Genomic DNA, 15,610 nt, shown 5'->3' on the forward strand with positions numbered 1-15,610 from the left:
GAGCGGCTGAAGCTCGACACCGACGGCTACTACATGTCGCCGGCGCTGTTCAGCGAGTCGGCGGCGTCGATGCGCATCAACAAGGAAGAGATCTTCGGGCCGGTGGCGAGCGTGATCCGGGTGAAGAACTACGAGGAGGCGCTGGCGACCGCCAACGACACCGAGTTCGGCCTGTCGGCCGGCATCGCGACCACCTCGCTGAAGTACGCGACGCATTTCAAGCGCCACAGCCAGGCGGGCATGGTGATGGTCAACCTGCCGACGGCGGGGGTGGACTACCACGTGCCCTTCGGCGGGCGCAAGGGGTCGAGCTACGGGCCGCGCGAGCAGGGCAGGTATGCGCAGGAGTTCTTCACTGTCGTGAAGACGGCGTATACGCTCTCCTGAGACCTTGCGGGACAGACCAAGAAGCTGCGAAGCAGTTTTTGCTCTGTCCTCAACTGACCAGGGCTTGCGGACAGACCAAGAAACTGCGCAGCAGTTTTTTTGCGCTGTCCGGAACTTGGTGCTGGCGGGGAGTCCGGGTGGCTTTCTTGTCGATGCAGCTCGATTCGATCGACTATTTCTTGCTGCGCGCCTTCGGTGTCTTCTTCTCTTCGGGCGGCATGAACCCGAAAGGCCGTTTGGGCGGCTCGGGAGGCACCGTCAGAGCACGCATGGCCTCGAACAATTGGCGCAGTTGATTGCGCGTGTTGCGGCTGAACATGTCGTGCGATAGCTCCAGCCGCTCTGTCTTCTCCTCGATCTCGGCCAGTCGCCTGGCCAAATCCTCATGCAAGCTCGCCGCTTGCCGCAGCCGCACGAAAGCGCGCACCACGTAGATGCCCATCTCTACAGCCTGTGCCGAGGCCAGCACGTTGGCCAGGGCCACCGCGCCGAACTCCGTGAACGCGAATGGCAGCGTCCTCGAGAACTTCAGCTTCGAGAGGTGGTCACAGGTTGTGACCACCTCGGCCTTCTCGGCGGCGTCGAGCTGGAACAAGGAGTCCGGCGGAAAGCGTGCTGCATTGCGCTTGACGGCTTGGTTCAGCGCCTTGGTCGGCACGCCGTAGAGCTCGGCCAGATCAGCGTCGATCATCACCTTCAGCCCGCGCAGCACCTGGATGCGCCCCTCGATGCGCGGCAGCAGCGCGCTGCCCGTCGTTGTTGTAACCATGCGCTCCCTCTTCCCCGTCTTTTAGTCATCGGCTTGCGCCAACACCGTTATGGGACTGGATCAAGAACCTGCGCAGCAGTATTAATCCTGTCGTCGACCTGCTCAGACCTTGCGGGACAGAACGAGAACTGAGAAGGAGTCTTTGCTCTGTCCTCGACAGACTAGACAGACCGGATCGCCGACTTCGGCCGAAACGCCTTGCAGACCGCGTCGTCGGTCTCGAGGTACGGCCCGCCGATCAGGTCGACGCAGTAGGGCACCGCGGCGAAGATGCCCGGCACCGCCTGCGTGCCGTCGGCGTTGCGCAGTCCTTCGAGCGTCTCGGCGATCGCCTTCGGCTGGCCCGGCAGGTTGATGATCAGGCTGCGCTCGCGGATCACCGCGACCTGGCGCGACAGGATCGCGGTCGGCACGAAGTGCAGGCTGATCTGCCGCATCTGCTCGCCGAAGCCCGGCATTTCCTTGTGGGCCACGGCCAGCGTGGCTTCCGGCGTGACGTCGCGCAGGGCCGGGCCGGTGCCGCCGGTGGTCAGCACCAGCGAGCAGCCGGCGTCGACCAGCGCGATCAGTGCCGTGCTGATGCCGGCCTGCTCGTCGGGGATCAGCCGCGATTCGAAGCTGATCGGATTGCGCAGGGCGCGCTGCAGCCAGTCCTTGAGAGCCGGCAGACCCTTGTCTTCGTAGACGCCGCTGGAAGCGCGGTCGCTGACCGAGACGATGCCGATGCGGACCGGATCGAACGCCGTCATGCGTCGTCCTCGCGCGCCTGCTCGGCCGCCTCGTCGGCGAGGTCGGCCGTGCCATGCACGCGCAGCTGGGCGCGCACGATCTGGAACACCTCGCGGTAGGCCTTGCCCTGCCGCGGCGCCTCGCCCGCCGGGCCGGCCTTGATGTCCTTGCGGGCCTGGCGCACCAGGGCGCGCAGTTGCTGGGCATCGGTGGCCGGGTGGGTCTCGATCCAGCCGCCGAGGGCGTCGTCGTCGGCGATCAGCCGGTCGCGCCAGCGCTCGGCTTCGTGCAGCGCCGCGGTTTCTTCGGCCGGCAGGCGGTCCTGCTCGGCCAGGGCGGCGCGGACCGCGTCGAGCACCTCGGCGTCGAGGCCGCGCATCAGCTTGCCGATGAACTGCATCTGGCGCCGCTTGCCCTCGAAGTTGGTGATGCGCTTGGCGTCGGCAATGGCGTCCTTGACCTTGTCGCCCAGGTCGAGCGTGTCGAACAGGCCGGCGCGCAGGCCGAGCAGGGCTTCGCCCAGCGCCTGCAGTTCGGCGCTCTCGCGTTTGAGGTCGGTCTTGCTGGCGGCGTCGGTGCCCTTGAGCTCGCGCTTGAGCTCCAGATCGAGTTCGCTGCCTTCGGCCACGAACTCGCCACGGACGAAGTAGCCTTTTTTGGGTTTGCGGGACATAGATGCAATCGTTGGCCGCACCATCGGGAACAGGGGGCGCAAGTATCATAGCCAACACATGACCACATCTTCCTCGCGCGCCGACTCCGGCTTCGCCTACAGCCGTCCTTTCTTCGAAAACCTGGTCGATTCGGCCTTGGCCCATGCCAAGAAGCTCGGAGCGACCGATGCCGGCGCGGAGGCGTCCGAGGGCTGCGGCCTGAGCGTCTCGGTGCGCAAGGGCGAGCTCGAGAACGTCGAGCGCAACCGCGACAAGTCGCTCGGCGTCACGGTCTACGTGGGCCACCGCCGCGGCAATGCCAGCACCTCCGACTTCTCCGAGGCGGCGATCGCCCAGACCGTGCAGGCGGCCTACGACATCGCCCGCTTCACGGCCGAGGACCCGGTCAGCGGCCTGCCCGACGAGGCTGATATCGCCAAGGAGCAGCCGGACCTCGACCTGTTCCACCCCTGGGACGTCACGAGCGAACAGGCCGCCCAGCTGGCGCTGGAGTGCGAGGCCGCGGCCCTGTCGACCGACAAGCGCATCACCAACAGCGAAGGTGCCGGGGTCTCGGCGCAGCAAAGCCATTTCTTCAGCGCCCACACCCGCGGCTTCCGCGGCGGCTATGCCAGCTCGCGCCATTCGATCTCGGTGGCGCCGATCGCCGGCAAGGGCGACGACATGCAGCGCGACGCCTGGTACAGCTCGATGCGCTCGGCCGACGAGCTGGCGAGCCCGGTGGCCGTGGGCCGCTATGCCGCCGAGCGGGCCCTGAGCCGCCTCAAGTCGCGCAAGATCAAGACCACCGAATGCCCGGTGCTGTTCGAGTCGCCGCTGGCGGCCGGACTGCTGGGCGGGCTGGTGCAGGCCACCAGCGGCGGTGCGCTGTATCGCAAAAGCACCTTCCTGCTCGATTCGCTCGGCAAGAAGGTGCTGCCCAAGCACATCGACGTGGTCGAAGACCCGCATCTGCTGCGCGGCAAGGGCAGCTCGCCCTTCGACGACGAGGGCGTCGTGACGCGCAAGCGCAAGGTGGTCGACGCCGGACGGCTCGAGGGCTATTTCCTCAGTACCTACTCGGCGCGCAAGCTGGGCATGAAGACCACCGGCAATGCCGGCGGCTCGCACAACCTCACGCTGACCTCCCGCCTGACGAAGAAGGGCGACGACCTCGATGCCATGCTCGAAAAGCTGGGCACCGGCCTGCTGGTGATCGAGTTGATGGGGCAGGGCGTCAACTACGTGACGGGCGACTATTCGCGCGGCGCCAGCGGCTTCTGGGTCGAGAAGGGCCGGATCGCGTTCCCGGTGCAGGAGATCACGATCGCCGGCAACCTCAAGGACATGCTGATGGGCATCGAGGCGGTGGGCGCGGATGCGTACAACTACGGGGCGAAGACGACGGGTTCTCTGCTGGTCAATCGCATGAAGGTCGCGGGGGCGTAACCGGCTCGCCCCCAGGTTGCCCGGCACTTCGTGTCCGGGCGCTCGAGTCGCTGCCAGAGGCAGCGGCCCTTCGGAGCCGTCCAAGCCTGCGCAGGCAGGCTTGGAGCCGCGGCTCCTCAGCCCCCCACCGGGGGCAACACCTGCGGCCTGGCAAAGCCAGTTCCGCGGTGTTTCACCAACGGGCCTGGCTGCGCCGGCCTTTGAGCCAGCGCGCTTTCCATGCCGGTGCGGGATGCAGCGATTTGGACAAGAAGGCACCGCAGTGAGGCGGATTTGGCACCATTTTTGCTTTCGATCGGTGCGTCAGCCGGGCCATCCGGCGTCGACGCACCATCTCCAAGCAAATATCAAAGCCAATCTCCAATGGATGCACTCACTCGGGGCACGAACGCGCTCTTTCTTCTCCTTGGCGCCATCATGGTGTTGTCGATGCATGCGGGTTTTGCCTTTCTCGAACTCGGCACCGTGCGCAAGAAGAACCAGGTCAATGCGCTGGTCAAGATCCTGGTCGACTTCTCGGTCTCGACCATCGTCTATTTCCTGGTCGGCTTCGGCGTCGCCTACGGCACGCACTTCTTCGTCGGCGCCGAGCAACTGGCGGCCGGCAGCGGCTTCGAGCTGGTGCGCTTCTTCTTCCTGCTCACCTTCGCCGCGGCGATCCCGGCCATCATCTCGGGCGGCATCGCGGAGCGCGCGAAGTTCTGGCCGCAGCTGATCGCCACGGCCGTCATCGTGGGCCTGGTGTATCCGCTCTACGAGGGCATCGCCTGGAACCGGGCCTTCGGCATCCAGGACTGGCTGGCCCGGGTCACGGGCAACGAGTTCCACGACTTCGCCGGCTCGGTGGTGGTCCATGCGATGGGCGGCTGGCTGGCGCTGCCGGCGGTGCTGCTGCTGGGGGCGCGCCGCAACCGCTACCGGGGCGACGGCTCGCTGAGCGCGCACCCGCCCTCGAACATCCCGTTCCTGGCCCTCGGCGCCTGGGTCCTGTGCGTGGGCTGGTTCGGCTTCAACGTGATGAGCGCCCAGACGATCGACAAGATCTCGGGCCTGGTGGCGGTCAATTCGCTGATGGCGATGGTCGGCGGCACGCTGGTGGCGCTGGCGTTGGGCAGGAACGACCCCGGCTTCGTCTACAACGGGCCGCTGGCGGGCCTGGTGGCGGTCTGCGCCGGCTCCGACCTGATGCACCCGATCGGCGCGCTGGTGGTGGGAGGCGTGGCCGGCGCGATCTTCGTGAAGATGTTCACCCTGACGCAGAACAAGTGGAAGATCGACGACGTGCTCGGCGTCTGGCCGCTGCACGGCCTCTGCGGAACCTGGGGCGGCATCGCGGCCGGGATCTTCGGCAGCCGGGCGCTCGGCGGCATCGGCGGGGTGAACCTCTGGGCCCAGCTGGTCGGGGTAGCGATCGGGGTCGCCTGGGCGCTGGTCGCCGGCGCAGCGGTCTACGGCGTGCTGCAGGCCACGCTGGGGCTGCGGCTGTCGCAGGAGGAGGAGTACGACGGCGCCGACCTGTCGATCCACCACATCTCGGCCACCCCGGAGCGCGAAGCCAACTGGTAGAACGGCGCCCCGGGCCGGCGCTCAGGCGGCGAGCGCGGCGCGGACTTTTTCGATCACCCGGACGTAGGGCGCGGCAAAGTCCTCCAGCGACGCGTCCGGCGTCAGCCAGCTGAAGCTGAACACCAACCCGTCTTCTTCCGGGCTTCCCATTGCGACATGGTCGAAGGTTTCGGGCAGCGGGTGTTCGATGCGCATCAGGAACAGGTGCCACAGCTGCGGATGGCGGTGCTTGTTGCCTTCGACGCCGGCCTCGCAGTAGCGGTCGATGGTGCCCAGCGGCTCCAGCGGCCCCGCGTAGTCGACCCCCGACTCTTCCAGCAGTTCGCGCCGCACCGCGTCCTCGGGCGCTTCGCCGGGCTCGATCGTGCCCTTGGGCAGCTGCATGCCGCGGTCCTCGGGATGGTGGAACACCAGCAGCCGGCCCTGGGCGTCGACCAGGCAGGCGCAGGCCTTGAGGACCGGGCGCGACTTCATGCTGAGGCGCTGGCCAGTGCCGCCTTGACGGCGGCGCTGACCTGGCCCATGTCGGCCTTGCCGGCCAGCCTGGCCTTGACCGCGCCCATCACCTTGCCCATGTCGCCCGGGCCCTTGGCGCCGAGTTCGGCGACGATCGCCCGGACCTCGACCGCCACCTCGTCGGCGCTCATGCGCTGCGGCAGGTAGACCTCGAGCACCTTGATCTCGGCCGCTTCCTTGTCGGCCAGGTCGGTGCGGCCGCCCTGGGTGAAGGCGGCGACCGAGTCCTTGCGCTGCTTGACCAGCTTGTCGACGATCGCGACCACCATCGCGTCATCGAGTTCGATGCGCTCGTCGACTTCCTTCTGCTTGAGGGCGGCGAGCAGCAGGCGGATGGTGCCCAGGCGCTCGGCGTCCTTGGCGCGCATCGCGGTCTTCATGTCTTCGGTGATCTGGTTCTTGAGGCTCATGGCTGGCTTTCTTTGATGGAGCGACAAACAAAAGCCGCGGCAGGGTGTCCCTGGCGCGGCTCGATCCGGATTGAACCGGGCGGTGGCCTGTGGCCAACGCTGCGGGTGCTTAGTACAGCTTCTTGGGGAGCTGCATGCTGCGCACGCGCTTGTAGTGGCGCTTGACGGCCGCGGCCTTCTTGCGCTTGCGCTCGGCGGTCGGCTTTTCGTAGAACTCGCGGGCACGCAGGTCGGTCAGCAGGCCGAGCTTTTCGATGGTGCGCTTGAAGCGGCGCAGTGCGACGTCGAAGGGCTCGTTTTCTTTTACGCGGATGGTGGTCATTTAGGAATCGGTTGGTTCATTTGGCCTGGGGAGATCGAGGCCCCGGGCCGGGGTTCCTCAACTGAAAAATGGGGTGGGCCGTTGAGGGGAGGCCGAAGTTAGCCCGACATTATAGCGTCAGCTTTGGGTTGCGCCACCAGCGCCTGGGCGCAGGCGTGCGCACTGGCCCAGGCCCACTGGAAGTTGTAGCCGCCGAGCCAGCCCGTGACATCGACCACCTCGCCGATGAAATAGAGTCCCGGCTGCTTCGATTCCAGGGTCTGGGAGGACAGGTCGCGGGTGTCGACGCCGCCGGCCGTGACCTCGGCCTTCTTGTAGCCCTCGGTGCCGCTGGGCGTGATCTGCCAGCGCGCGATGCGCTCGGCCAGCGCCGCCAGCGCCCGGTCGGCGGCCTCGTTGATCGGGCGCTGCAGGGCGGCGTCCTGGCCGACCCAGGCGTCGGCCAGCCGGGACGGCACCCAGGCCGCCAGTTCGTTGCCGATCCGCTTGCGGGAGCGCTGCTTGGCCTCGGACAGCGCCGCCGCGACGTCGGTGCCGGGCGCGAAGTCGAGGGTCAGGGGCGCGCCGGGCTTCCAGTAGCTCGAGATCTGCAGCACCGCAGGACCCGACAGGCCGCGGTGGGTGAACAGCAGGTCTTCATGGAACGCCATGCGCTCCTTCTTGCTGCCGGTCTCGATCTGCACCGGCAGCGCCAGCCCGGCCAGCCCCGCATACGGTTCCCAGGCCTCGCCGCCGAAGGTCAGCGGCACCAGCGCCGGCCGCGGCGTGATGACGCGCAGGCCGAACTGGGTGGCGATCCGGTAGCCGAAGTCGCTGGCGCCGATCTGCGGGATCGAGAGGCCCCCGGTCGCGACCACCAGGCGGGGCGTGCGCACGGCGCCGCGGCCGGTCTGGATCGCATAGCCGCCGTCGTCCGACCACGAGACGGCGCCGACGCTGCAGGGCTGCCAGTGGGTCACGCCGCCGGCTGCGCATTCGGCCAGCAGCATGTCGATGATCTGCTGCGACGGACCGTCGCAGAACAGCTGGCCCTTGTGCTTCTCGTGGAAGGCGATGCCGTGGCGCTGGACCAGCGCGATGAACTGCTGCGGCGTGTAGCGCGACAGCGCGGAGCGGCAGAAGTTCGGGTTGTCGCCGATGAAGTGGCGTTGGGGTGCGCGGACGTCGAGGTCGCGGTTGGTGAAGTTGGCGCGGCCGCCGCCCGAGATGCGGATCTTCTCGGCGATGCGCTCGCCATGGTCGAGCAGCAGCACCTTCAGGCCGCGCTGGCCCGCCACGCCGGCGCAGAAGAGGCCGGCGGCGCCTGCGCCGATGACGACGACGTCGAAGCTGTCCAACGGGCCGGTCTCAGGTGCCGAAGCGGGCCGACGGGACGCCGGCCGCCGCCAGGCCGCGCAGCACGTCGCCGACCACGATCACCGACGGGCTGGCCATGGCCGCGCCCGCGATGTCGACGCGCAGCCGCGCCAGGGTGGTCGCGATGTGGCGCTGCTGCGGCAGGCTGGCGTGCTGGATGACGGCGACCGGGGTGTCGCCGGGCAGCCCGTGCAGCAGCTCGTCCTGGATGTGGGCGACGCCGGCGACGCCCATGTAGATCACCAGCGTCAGGCGGGCGTCGCGGGCGGTGGCCGCCAGCTGGCGCCAGTCGGTCGGGTGTTCGCCGGCGGCGTGGCCGGTCTTGGCATGGCCGGTGACGAACACCACGCCCTGTGCATGGTCGCGGTGGGTCAGGGGCACGCCCAGCGCCGTGACCGCGGCCAGGCCGGCCGTGATGCCGTTGACGACCCGGACCTCGATGCCGTGCTCGCGCAGGTGCTCGACCTCCTCGCCGCCGCGGCCGAAGATGAAGGGATCGCCGCCTTTCAGGCGGACCACGGTCTCGCCTTCCTGCACCGCGGTGATCATCAGCCGCTCGATGAAGGCTTGCGGCGTGCTGCGGCAGCCGCCGCGCTTGCCGACGTGGACGATCCGGGCGCCGGGCCGGGCATAGGCCAGGATCTCGTCGTTGACCAGGTCGTCGACCAGCAGCACGGTCGCGGCCTGGATCGCCTTGACCGCCTTGAGGGTCAGCAGCTCGGGGTCGCCGGGACCGGCGCCCACCAGCGTGCAGCTGCCTTGGAGGGAAAGATGGCTCATGGGATCTCCGCGGTGTGGGCTGCGCGTGTCTCTTGCGCGCGCTGCGCCAGTTGAAGGATGTGCGCCACCTGCTGCGCCAGCGCGTCGGGCACCGGCAGCTCGCCAGCCAGCACGCGCCGGGTGTAGGTGGCCGTGGTCTCGACGTCGATCTCGCTCGGCAGGCCGGGCACCTCGGCCTGGGTGCCGGGCTGCTGCGCCTGCAGTGCGATGCGCTGCCCGCGCACGAAGCCGTCAACCTGTGCGGTGCGGCGCGGGTCGGCTGCGCTTTCGCCCTCGAGGCCGCGCGACAGCAGCGCGGTCATGCCGGTGAGCTCGAAGGTGGCGGCCATCGAGCGCGCGTATTCGGGATGGGTGTAGCTGCCGATCACCACGCAGTCGCCGAGGGCGGGCTGCATCAGCTTGACCACGCTGTGGCCCGGGTTGCGCAGGCCGACCACGCGGCGCACGTCGAGCAGGCGCTTGAGCCCGGGGCTCAGCAGCGCGGTCGGCGCGAACACCGCCTCGCCGCCGGCGATCGGGCGGATCGCCGCCAGCGCCGGCACGTCGAGCGCGGCCAGCACGCTGGACGCCAGCACCCGGGTCGATTCGGTGGCCGCGCCGTGCACCAGCACCGGCAGCCCCTCGCGCGCCAGCAGCAGCGCCAGCAGCGGCGTCAGCACCGGCAGCCGGCGGGCGCCGTTGTAGCTCGGCAGCACGACCAGCGGCCGCTCGCCGGCCGGGAAGCGCGCCAGCCGGGCATGGGTGGCATCGAGGAAGCCGGCCAGCTCTTCGGGCGTCTCGCCCTTGATCCGCATCGCCAGGCAGAAGGCGCCCATCTCGAGGTCGGTGATGCTGCCGTCCAGCACCTGGCCGAACAGGTCCGCGGCCTGCTCGCGGGCGAGCGGCTTCGCGCCGCGGGCGCCGCGGCCGATTTCCTTGATGTAGTGACTGATTCCCATGGGTGCCGGATTGTCCCGCATGCCTTATGCCGGTTGGGCAGTGGGCTTATGCCCCGCGACGCCGGCCCGCACCATGCGCTTGAGTTCGGGCAGGCAGGAGCCGCAGTTGGTGCCGCACTTGAGCGCGCCCTGCAGCGCGGCCAGGCCTTCGGTCTCGTCGCCCGGGCCGCTCGCCAGCTGCGCCTCGATCGCGGTCTGCGTGACGCCGAAGCAGCTGCACACGACCTTGCCGCGCGCGGCCACGCCGGCCGGTGCCGTGGCGCCGGGGCGCAGCAGCTGGCGGCCGTAGGCCTGGGCCGGCAGGCGGTCCTGCAGCAGGGCCTTGATCCAGGCTTCGGCGCGGGTGTCGCCGCCGAGCAGGAAGCCTTCGAGCCGGGCGTCGGCGCCGTCGCGTGCCAGCCGCACGGCGCGCCGCTGGCCGCGCCGGGCATCGGCGTAGCGCAGCGTGTCGGCGCCGCCCAGCGCCAGCAGGTCCTCGATCTGCGCCAGCACGGCGTCGGGCGGAGCCTCGTAGCCGGCGGCACGGAAGAGGATGCCGGTGCGCTCGGGCGCGCCGCCTTCGAGCGCGCCGCCGGTGCCGAAGGGAACGCAGCTGGCGAAGGGAAAGCTCTGCATCAGCGCGCGCAGTGCGCCGGCGGTGTCCAGCGCCGCATCCTGGGGCAGCCAGGCGGCAGCGAGCAGCGACCAGGGCAGCTCGGCCTTGAGGATCTTGACTGCCGCGTGCTTGAGTTCCGGCTGCTTCGAGTCGGGGCAGTAGCTTGGCGTGGTGAGTGCGTTGACGCCAGCCAGCCGTTCGCCCGTGCTCGAGCTGCCGCTCAGGTACTCGCCGCCCCAGTGCATCGCGATGAAGGCCTGGGACAGGCCGACTTCCGTGCTGGCGGCGAGCGGCAACACGATCGAGCCGCGGCGCGACGTCACGTGCACGAGGTCGCCTTCGGCCAGCTGGCGGCGCGCCATGTCCTGCGGGTGCATCTGCACGCTCGGCTCGGCCACGTGGCCGAACAGCCGGCCCAGCGTGCCGGTGCGGCTCATGCCGTGCCACTGGTCGCGCAGCCGGCCGGTGTTGAGCGAGAACGGATAGCGCGCCTCGCGGGCCTCGGCCACCGGCTTGTAGGGCGTGTCGACGAAGCGGGCCCGGCCATCGGGTGTCGGGAACACGCCATCTTCGTAGAGCCGTGCACGGCCGGACGCTTCGCCCTCGCGCAGCGGCCATTGCTGCGGCGCTGCCTCGAGCATCGCGTAGCTCATGCCGGTGATGTCGAGGTCGCGCCCGCGGGTGCTCTCGCGGTGCTCGTTCCAGACCGATTCGGCGTCGGCGTAGGGAAAGAGGGTGGCCGGCAGCCCGGCGCGCGCGAGCCGGGCTTCGAGCCGGCGCGCGAAGTCCACGCCGATCGCCCAGTCGCTGCGCGCCTGCCCCGGCGCCGCCACCGCCGGGCGCACGCGCGAGATCCGGCGCTCGCTGTTGGTGACCGTGCCTTCCTTCTCGCCCCAGGTGGTGGCCGGCAGCAGGAGGTCGGCGTAGTCGCAGGTAGCGGTGGTCGAGAAGGCCTCCTGCACCACCACGAACTCGCAGCGCTGGAGCGCACGGCGCACCGTCGACTGGTCGGGCATCGACTGCGCCGGGTTGGTGCAAGCGATCCAGAGGGCCCGGATCTCGCCGTCGGCCGCCGCCTGGAACATCTCGACCGCGGTCTTGCCGGCCTTCGCCGGCACCTCCGGCACGCCCCACAGGGCTGCGACTTCGGCCCGGTGCGCGGGGTTGGCGAGATCGCGGTGGGCCGACAGCAGGTTGGCCAGGCCGCCGACCTCGCGGCCGCCCATCGCGTTCGGCTGCCCGGTCAGCGAGAACGGACCGGCCCCGGGCTTGCCGATCTGCGCGGTGGCCAGGTGCAGGTTGATGAGCGCCGCGTTCTTGGCGGTGCCCGAGGACGACTGGTTGAGGCCCTGGCAGTAGAGGCTCAAGGTCGCCGCCGAAGTCGCGAACAGCCGCGCGGCCTGCAGCAGGTCGTCCTTGGCGATGCCGCAGATCTGCGCCACGCGGTCGGGCGTGCAGTCGCGCACGGTGGCCTTGAGCGCATCGAAGCCCGTGGTGTGCGCGGCGATGTAGCGGGCATCGGTCCAGCCTTCCCAGAGCATCAGGTGCAGCATGCCGTTGAACAGCATCACGTCGGTGCCGGGCTGGATCGGCAGGAACAGGTCGGCGATCTCCGCCGTGTCGGTGCGGCGCGGATCGGCCACGATGATCTTCAGCGCCGGGTTGGCGGCCTTGGCGTCCTCGATGCGGCGAAACAGGATCGGATGCGCCCAGGCCGCGTTGCTGCCGACGATGAACAGGCAGTCGGCGGACTTGAGGTCGTCATAGCAGGCCGGCGGCGCGTCGGCGCCGAGCGTCTGCTTGTAGCCGGCCACCGCGCTGCTCATGCACAGGCGCGAGTTGGTGTCGATGTTGTTGGTGCCGATCAGGCCCTTGGCGAGTTTGTTGAAGACGTAGTAGTCCTCGGTCAGCAACTGGCCCGAGACATAGAAGCCCACGGCATCCGGGCCGTGGTCGCGGATCACCTGGGCGAACTTCTCGACCGCGAGGTCGAGCGCGCCGTCCCAGCCGATCGGCTCGGGCGCCGAGCCTCGCGTGGCGCGCTGCATGGGCCGCAGCAGGCGCGTCTGCATCGTGACCGCGGCGCTGGCCGTGAGGTGCAGGGTCGAGCCCTTGGTGCACAGGCGGCCGAAGTTGGCGGGATGCTCGGGGTCGCCGCGCACGCCGGTGATCTGCGCGCCATCGGATTCGATGATCACGCCGCAACCGACGCCACAGTACGGGCAGGTGGAGCGTGTCTGGTTCATGGCGTTTCTCAAGCTGCGACCGGGCGCTTCGGGCCGGCGACCGGGCGTTCGAGCCCGGTGGCATGGCCGGCCAGTTCCGCGCTGTCCAGGTGCACCACGCCGTCCGCCACCTTGACCGCGAAGCGCGGCGTGCAGCCTTCGTCGGGCGACTTCGCGCAGCCGTCGTCGAGCCCGATCGCCCAGTTGTGCAGCGGGCAGGCCACGCTGGTGCCGAAGACGATGCCCTGGCTCAGCGGGCCGCCCTTGTGGGGGCAGCGGTCGAGCAGGGCGAAGACCTGGTTCTCGGCATTGCGGAACACCGCGACGTCGATGCCCGCGGGCCGCGCCACGCGCCGTGCGCCCAGCACCGGGATGTCGTCGACGCGGCAGATGGCTGTCCATTGGCTCATGACCGTGCTCCTTGTCAAACGGTCTGCGGCAGCGCGCCGACCACCGCCACCGGCGTGAACTGCCGGACATCGACCGACGCCTGGCTCGACTCGAACCACGGATCGGGTTCGCCGTCGAGCGCGAACTGCAGCCGTTCCCAGAGCGCCTTGCGGCCCTCGGCGTCTTCGAGGATCCGCTTCTTCACGTGATCGAGGCCGACCCGTCCGATGTAGTGCACGGTGCGCTCCAGGTACCAGCCTTCCTCGCGGTACAGCTGCAGGAAGGCGCCGGCGTAGGCCATCACTTCCTCGGCGCTCTTCACCTTGACCAGGAAGTGCGCCACCTCGGTCTTGATGCCGCCGTTGCCGCCGACATAGATCTCCCAGCCCGAGTCGACGCCGATCACGCCGACGTCCTTGATGCCCGATTCGGCGCAGTTGCGCGGGCAGCCCGACACCGCCAGCTTGACCTTGTGCGGCGAGTACATCGCCCACAGCGCGCGTTCCAGGTCCTTGCCCAGCTGGGTCGAGTCCTGGGTGCCGAAGCGGCACCACTCGCTGCCGACGCAGGTCTTCACCGTGCGCAGTGACTTGGCGTAGGCAAAGCCCGAGGGCATGCCGATGTCCTTCCAGACGTTCTCCAGGTCTTCCTTCTTCACGCCCAGCAGGTCGATGCGCTGCCCGCCCGTGACCTTGACCGTCGGGATCTTGTATTTGTCGGCGGCATCCGCGATGCGGCGCAGCTCGTCGGGCGTGGTGTGGCCGCCCCACATGCGCGGGATCACTGAGTAGGTGCCGTCCTTCTGGATGTTGGCGTGGCTGCGCTCGTTGATGAAGCGGCTCTGCGGATCGTCCTTCGCCTCCTTGGGCCAGGTCGAGATCAGGTAGTAGTTGACGGCCGGGCGGCAGCTGGCGCAGCCGTTGGGCGTGCGCCAGCCGAGGTTGCGATAGACCTCGTCGTGCGTCAGGTAGTGTTGCTTGCGGATCGCTTCGCGCACGTCCTGGTGGCTGACGTCGGTGCAGGCGCAGACCGCCTTCTTCTTCGGCGTGGCGGAGTAGTCGCCGCCGGCCGTGAACATCAGGATCTGCTCGACCAGCCCGGTGCACGAGCCGCACGAGGCGCTGGCCTTGGTGTGCTTCTTGACCTCTTCCAGCGTGAACAGGCCGCGGTCCTTGATCGCCTTGCAGATCGTTCCCTTGTTGACGCCATTGCAGCCGCAGACTTCGGCATCGTCGGGCATCGAGGCCGCCTTGCTGTGGCCCTCGTGGCCGGTGTCGCCGATGTTCGATTCGCCGAACATCAGCTTGTCGCGGATGTCGTGCACGCTGCGGCCGTCTCGCAAGAGCTTGAAGTACCAGCTGCCGTCGACCGTGTCGCCGTAGAGGCAGGCGCCGACCAGCTTGTCGTCCTTGATCACCAGCTTCTTGTAGACGCCGCCGAAGGGGTCGCTCATGACGATTTCCTCGGTGCCTTCGCCACCCATGAATTCGCCGGCCGAGAACAGGTCGATGCCGGTGACCTTGAGCTTGGTCGAGGTCAGCGAGCCCAGGTAGCGGCCGATGCCGAACTGCGCCAGGTGGTTGGCTGCCACCTTGGCCTGCTCGAACAGCGGCGCCACGAGGCCGTAGGCGATGCCCCGATGCGCCGCGCATTCGCCGACCGAGTAGATGCGGGCGTCGGTCACGGTCTGCAGGGTGTCGGTCACCACGATGCCGCGGTTGACGTGCAGCCGGGCCTTCTCCGCCAGCTCGGTGTTGGGCCGGATGCCGACCGCCATCACGACCAGGTCGGCCGCCACCTCGGTGCCATCCTTGAAGCGGATCGCGGTGACCCGGCCGTCGGGTCCGCCGACCAGCTCCTGCGTCTGCGCGCCCATCATGAACTTCAGCCCCCGGTCTTCCAGCGACTTCTGCAGCAGCTTGCCCGCGACGTCGTCGAGCTGGCGCTCCATCAGCCAGGGCATCACGTGCACCACGGTCACGGTCATGCCGCGCAGCATCAGGCCGTTGGCCGCCTCCAGCCCCAGCAGGCCGCCGCCGATCACCACCGCGTTCTTGTGCGTGCGGGCGGCCTCGATCATGTAGTCGGTGTCGGCGATGTCGCGGTAGGCGATCACGCCTTTCAGGTCCTTGCCGGGCACCGGCAGCATGAAGGGGTTGGAGCCGGTGCACAGCAGCAGCCGGTCGTAGTCGGCCTCGGTGCCGTCGTCGGCGCGCACGATGCGCCTGACCCGGTCGATCTCGACCACCTTCTTGCCTGCATGCAGCGTAATGTGGTTGTCGGCATACCACTCAAAGCTGTTGAGGACGATCTCGTCCACGGTCTGCTCGCCGGCCAGCACCGGCGACAGCAGGATGCGGTTGTAGTTCGGATGCGGCTCGGCGCCGAACACGGTGATGTCATAGAGCTCGGGCTCGATCTTGAGCAGTTCCTCGAGCGTGCGCACGCCGGCCATGCCGTTGCCGACCATCACGAGTTTCATCTTCTTCATGGGGTGGACCTCTTTCGTGGATTCGAATCAAGCG

At 68.9% G+C, this 15,610-nt stretch carries 15 protein-coding genes; 3 read left to right on the top strand and 12 right to left on the bottom strand.

Annotated elements, in window-relative coordinates:
• Positions 1–387, top strand: a 387-nt coding sequence (locus tag AC1DF3_RS29630; protein ID WP_478141784.1) for an aldehyde dehydrogenase family protein, incomplete at its 5' end; no start/stop codon positions are given.
• Positions 388–559: 172 nt separating this feature from the next.
• Here AC1DF3_RS29630 and AC1DF3_RS29635 read toward each other — a convergent pair.
• The 3 genes from AC1DF3_RS29635 to yjgA form a co-directional block, all read right to left on the bottom strand.
• On the bottom strand, positions 560–1,099 hold the full coding sequence (locus AC1DF3_RS29635) for an ORF6N domain-containing protein (protein ID WP_478141785.1): 540 nt from the start codon (positions 1,097–1,099) through the stop codon (positions 560–562).
• Positions 1,100–1,317: 218 nt separating this feature from the next.
• Positions 1,318–1,881 (bottom strand): molybdopterin adenylyltransferase, encoded by a 564-nt coding sequence (mog, locus tag AC1DF3_RS29640; RefSeq protein WP_478141812.1) that lies wholly within the window; start codon positions 1,879–1,881, stop codon positions 1,318–1,320.
• 20 nt (positions 1,882–1,901) lie between these two features.
• Positions 1,902–2,558 carry a ribosome biogenesis factor YjgA gene (gene yjgA / locus AC1DF3_RS29645; RefSeq protein WP_478141786.1) on the bottom strand — a complete coding sequence of 219 codons (657 nt, stop codon included), beginning with the start codon at positions 2,556–2,558 and terminating at the stop codon, positions 1,902–1,904.
• Between the two features lie 58 nt (positions 2,559–2,616).
• Here yjgA and pmbA point away from each other — a divergent pair, with 58 nt between their 5' ends.
• Positions 2,617–3,987, top strand: coding sequence for a metalloprotease PmbA (gene pmbA / locus AC1DF3_RS29650; protein WP_286532202.1), 1,371 nt, complete (start codon positions 2,617–2,619; stop codon positions 3,985–3,987).
• Positions 3,988–4,350: 363 nt separating this feature from the next.
• Positions 4,351–5,553 carry an ammonium transporter gene (locus AC1DF3_RS29655; protein ID WP_286526132.1) on the top strand — a complete coding sequence of 401 codons (1,203 nt, stop codon included), beginning with the start codon at positions 4,351–4,353 and terminating at the stop codon, positions 5,551–5,553.
• Between the two features lie 21 nt (positions 5,554–5,574).
• On the opposite strand, the gene AC1DF3_RS29660 is transcribed toward AC1DF3_RS29655, so the two are convergent.
• The 9 genes from AC1DF3_RS29660 to nirB all read right to left on the bottom strand — a co-directional run bounded on the left by AC1DF3_RS29660 (position 5,575) and on the right by nirB (position 15,576).
• On the bottom strand, positions 5,575–6,027 hold the full coding sequence (locus AC1DF3_RS29660; protein ID WP_478141787.1) for an NUDIX domain-containing protein: 453 nt from the start codon (positions 6,025–6,027) through the stop codon (positions 5,575–5,577).
• Positions 6,024–6,479, bottom strand: coding sequence for a GatB/YqeY domain-containing protein (locus AC1DF3_RS29665; RefSeq protein WP_478141788.1), 456 nt, complete (start codon positions 6,477–6,479; stop codon positions 6,024–6,026). The genes AC1DF3_RS29660 and AC1DF3_RS29665 overlap by 4 nt, the downstream gene beginning before the upstream one ends.
• A 109-nt stretch (positions 6,480–6,588) precedes the next feature.
• Positions 6,589–6,801 carry a 30S ribosomal protein S21 gene (rpsU, locus tag AC1DF3_RS29670; RefSeq protein WP_007833691.1) on the bottom strand — a complete coding sequence of 71 codons (213 nt, stop codon included), beginning with the start codon at positions 6,799–6,801 and terminating at the stop codon, positions 6,589–6,591.
• 98 nt (positions 6,802–6,899) lie between these two features.
• Positions 6,900–8,138: a BaiN/RdsA family NAD(P)/FAD-dependent oxidoreductase gene (locus tag AC1DF3_RS29675; RefSeq protein ID WP_301808771.1), complete on the bottom strand. Its 1,239-nt coding sequence runs from the start codon at positions 8,136–8,138 to the stop codon at positions 6,900–6,902.
• A 10-nt stretch (positions 8,139–8,148) separates the two neighbouring features.
• Complete coding sequence (cobA, locus tag AC1DF3_RS29680; RefSeq protein ID WP_286532210.1) at positions 8,149–8,937, bottom strand: uroporphyrinogen-III C-methyltransferase; 789 nt, start codon at positions 8,935–8,937, stop codon at positions 8,149–8,151.
• Entirely contained in the window at positions 8,934–9,875 is a 942-nt protein-coding gene (gene ybiB, locus AC1DF3_RS29685) for a DNA-binding protein YbiB (RefSeq protein WP_478141789.1), read from the bottom strand. The genes cobA and ybiB overlap by 4 nt, the downstream gene beginning before the upstream one ends.
• 24 nt (positions 9,876–9,899) lie before the next feature.
• Positions 9,900–12,716, bottom strand: coding sequence for a nitrate reductase (locus tag AC1DF3_RS29690; RefSeq protein WP_478141790.1), 2,817 nt, complete (start codon positions 12,714–12,716; stop codon positions 9,900–9,902).
• A gap of 8 nt (positions 12,717–12,724) precedes the next feature.
• A complete protein-coding gene (gene nirD, locus AC1DF3_RS29695; protein WP_301808761.1) occupies positions 12,725–13,105 on the bottom strand; it encodes a nitrite reductase small subunit NirD in 381 nt (126 codons plus the stop codon).
• A 14-nt stretch (positions 13,106–13,119) separates the two neighbouring features.
• Positions 13,120–15,576 (bottom strand): nitrite reductase large subunit NirB, encoded by a 2,457-nt coding sequence (nirB, locus tag AC1DF3_RS29700; RefSeq protein WP_478141791.1) that lies wholly within the window; start codon positions 15,574–15,576, stop codon positions 13,120–13,122.
• Between the last annotated feature and the right edge of the window lie 34 nt (positions 15,577–15,610).

Source organism: Variovorax sp. 10N432, assembly GCF_056394465.1.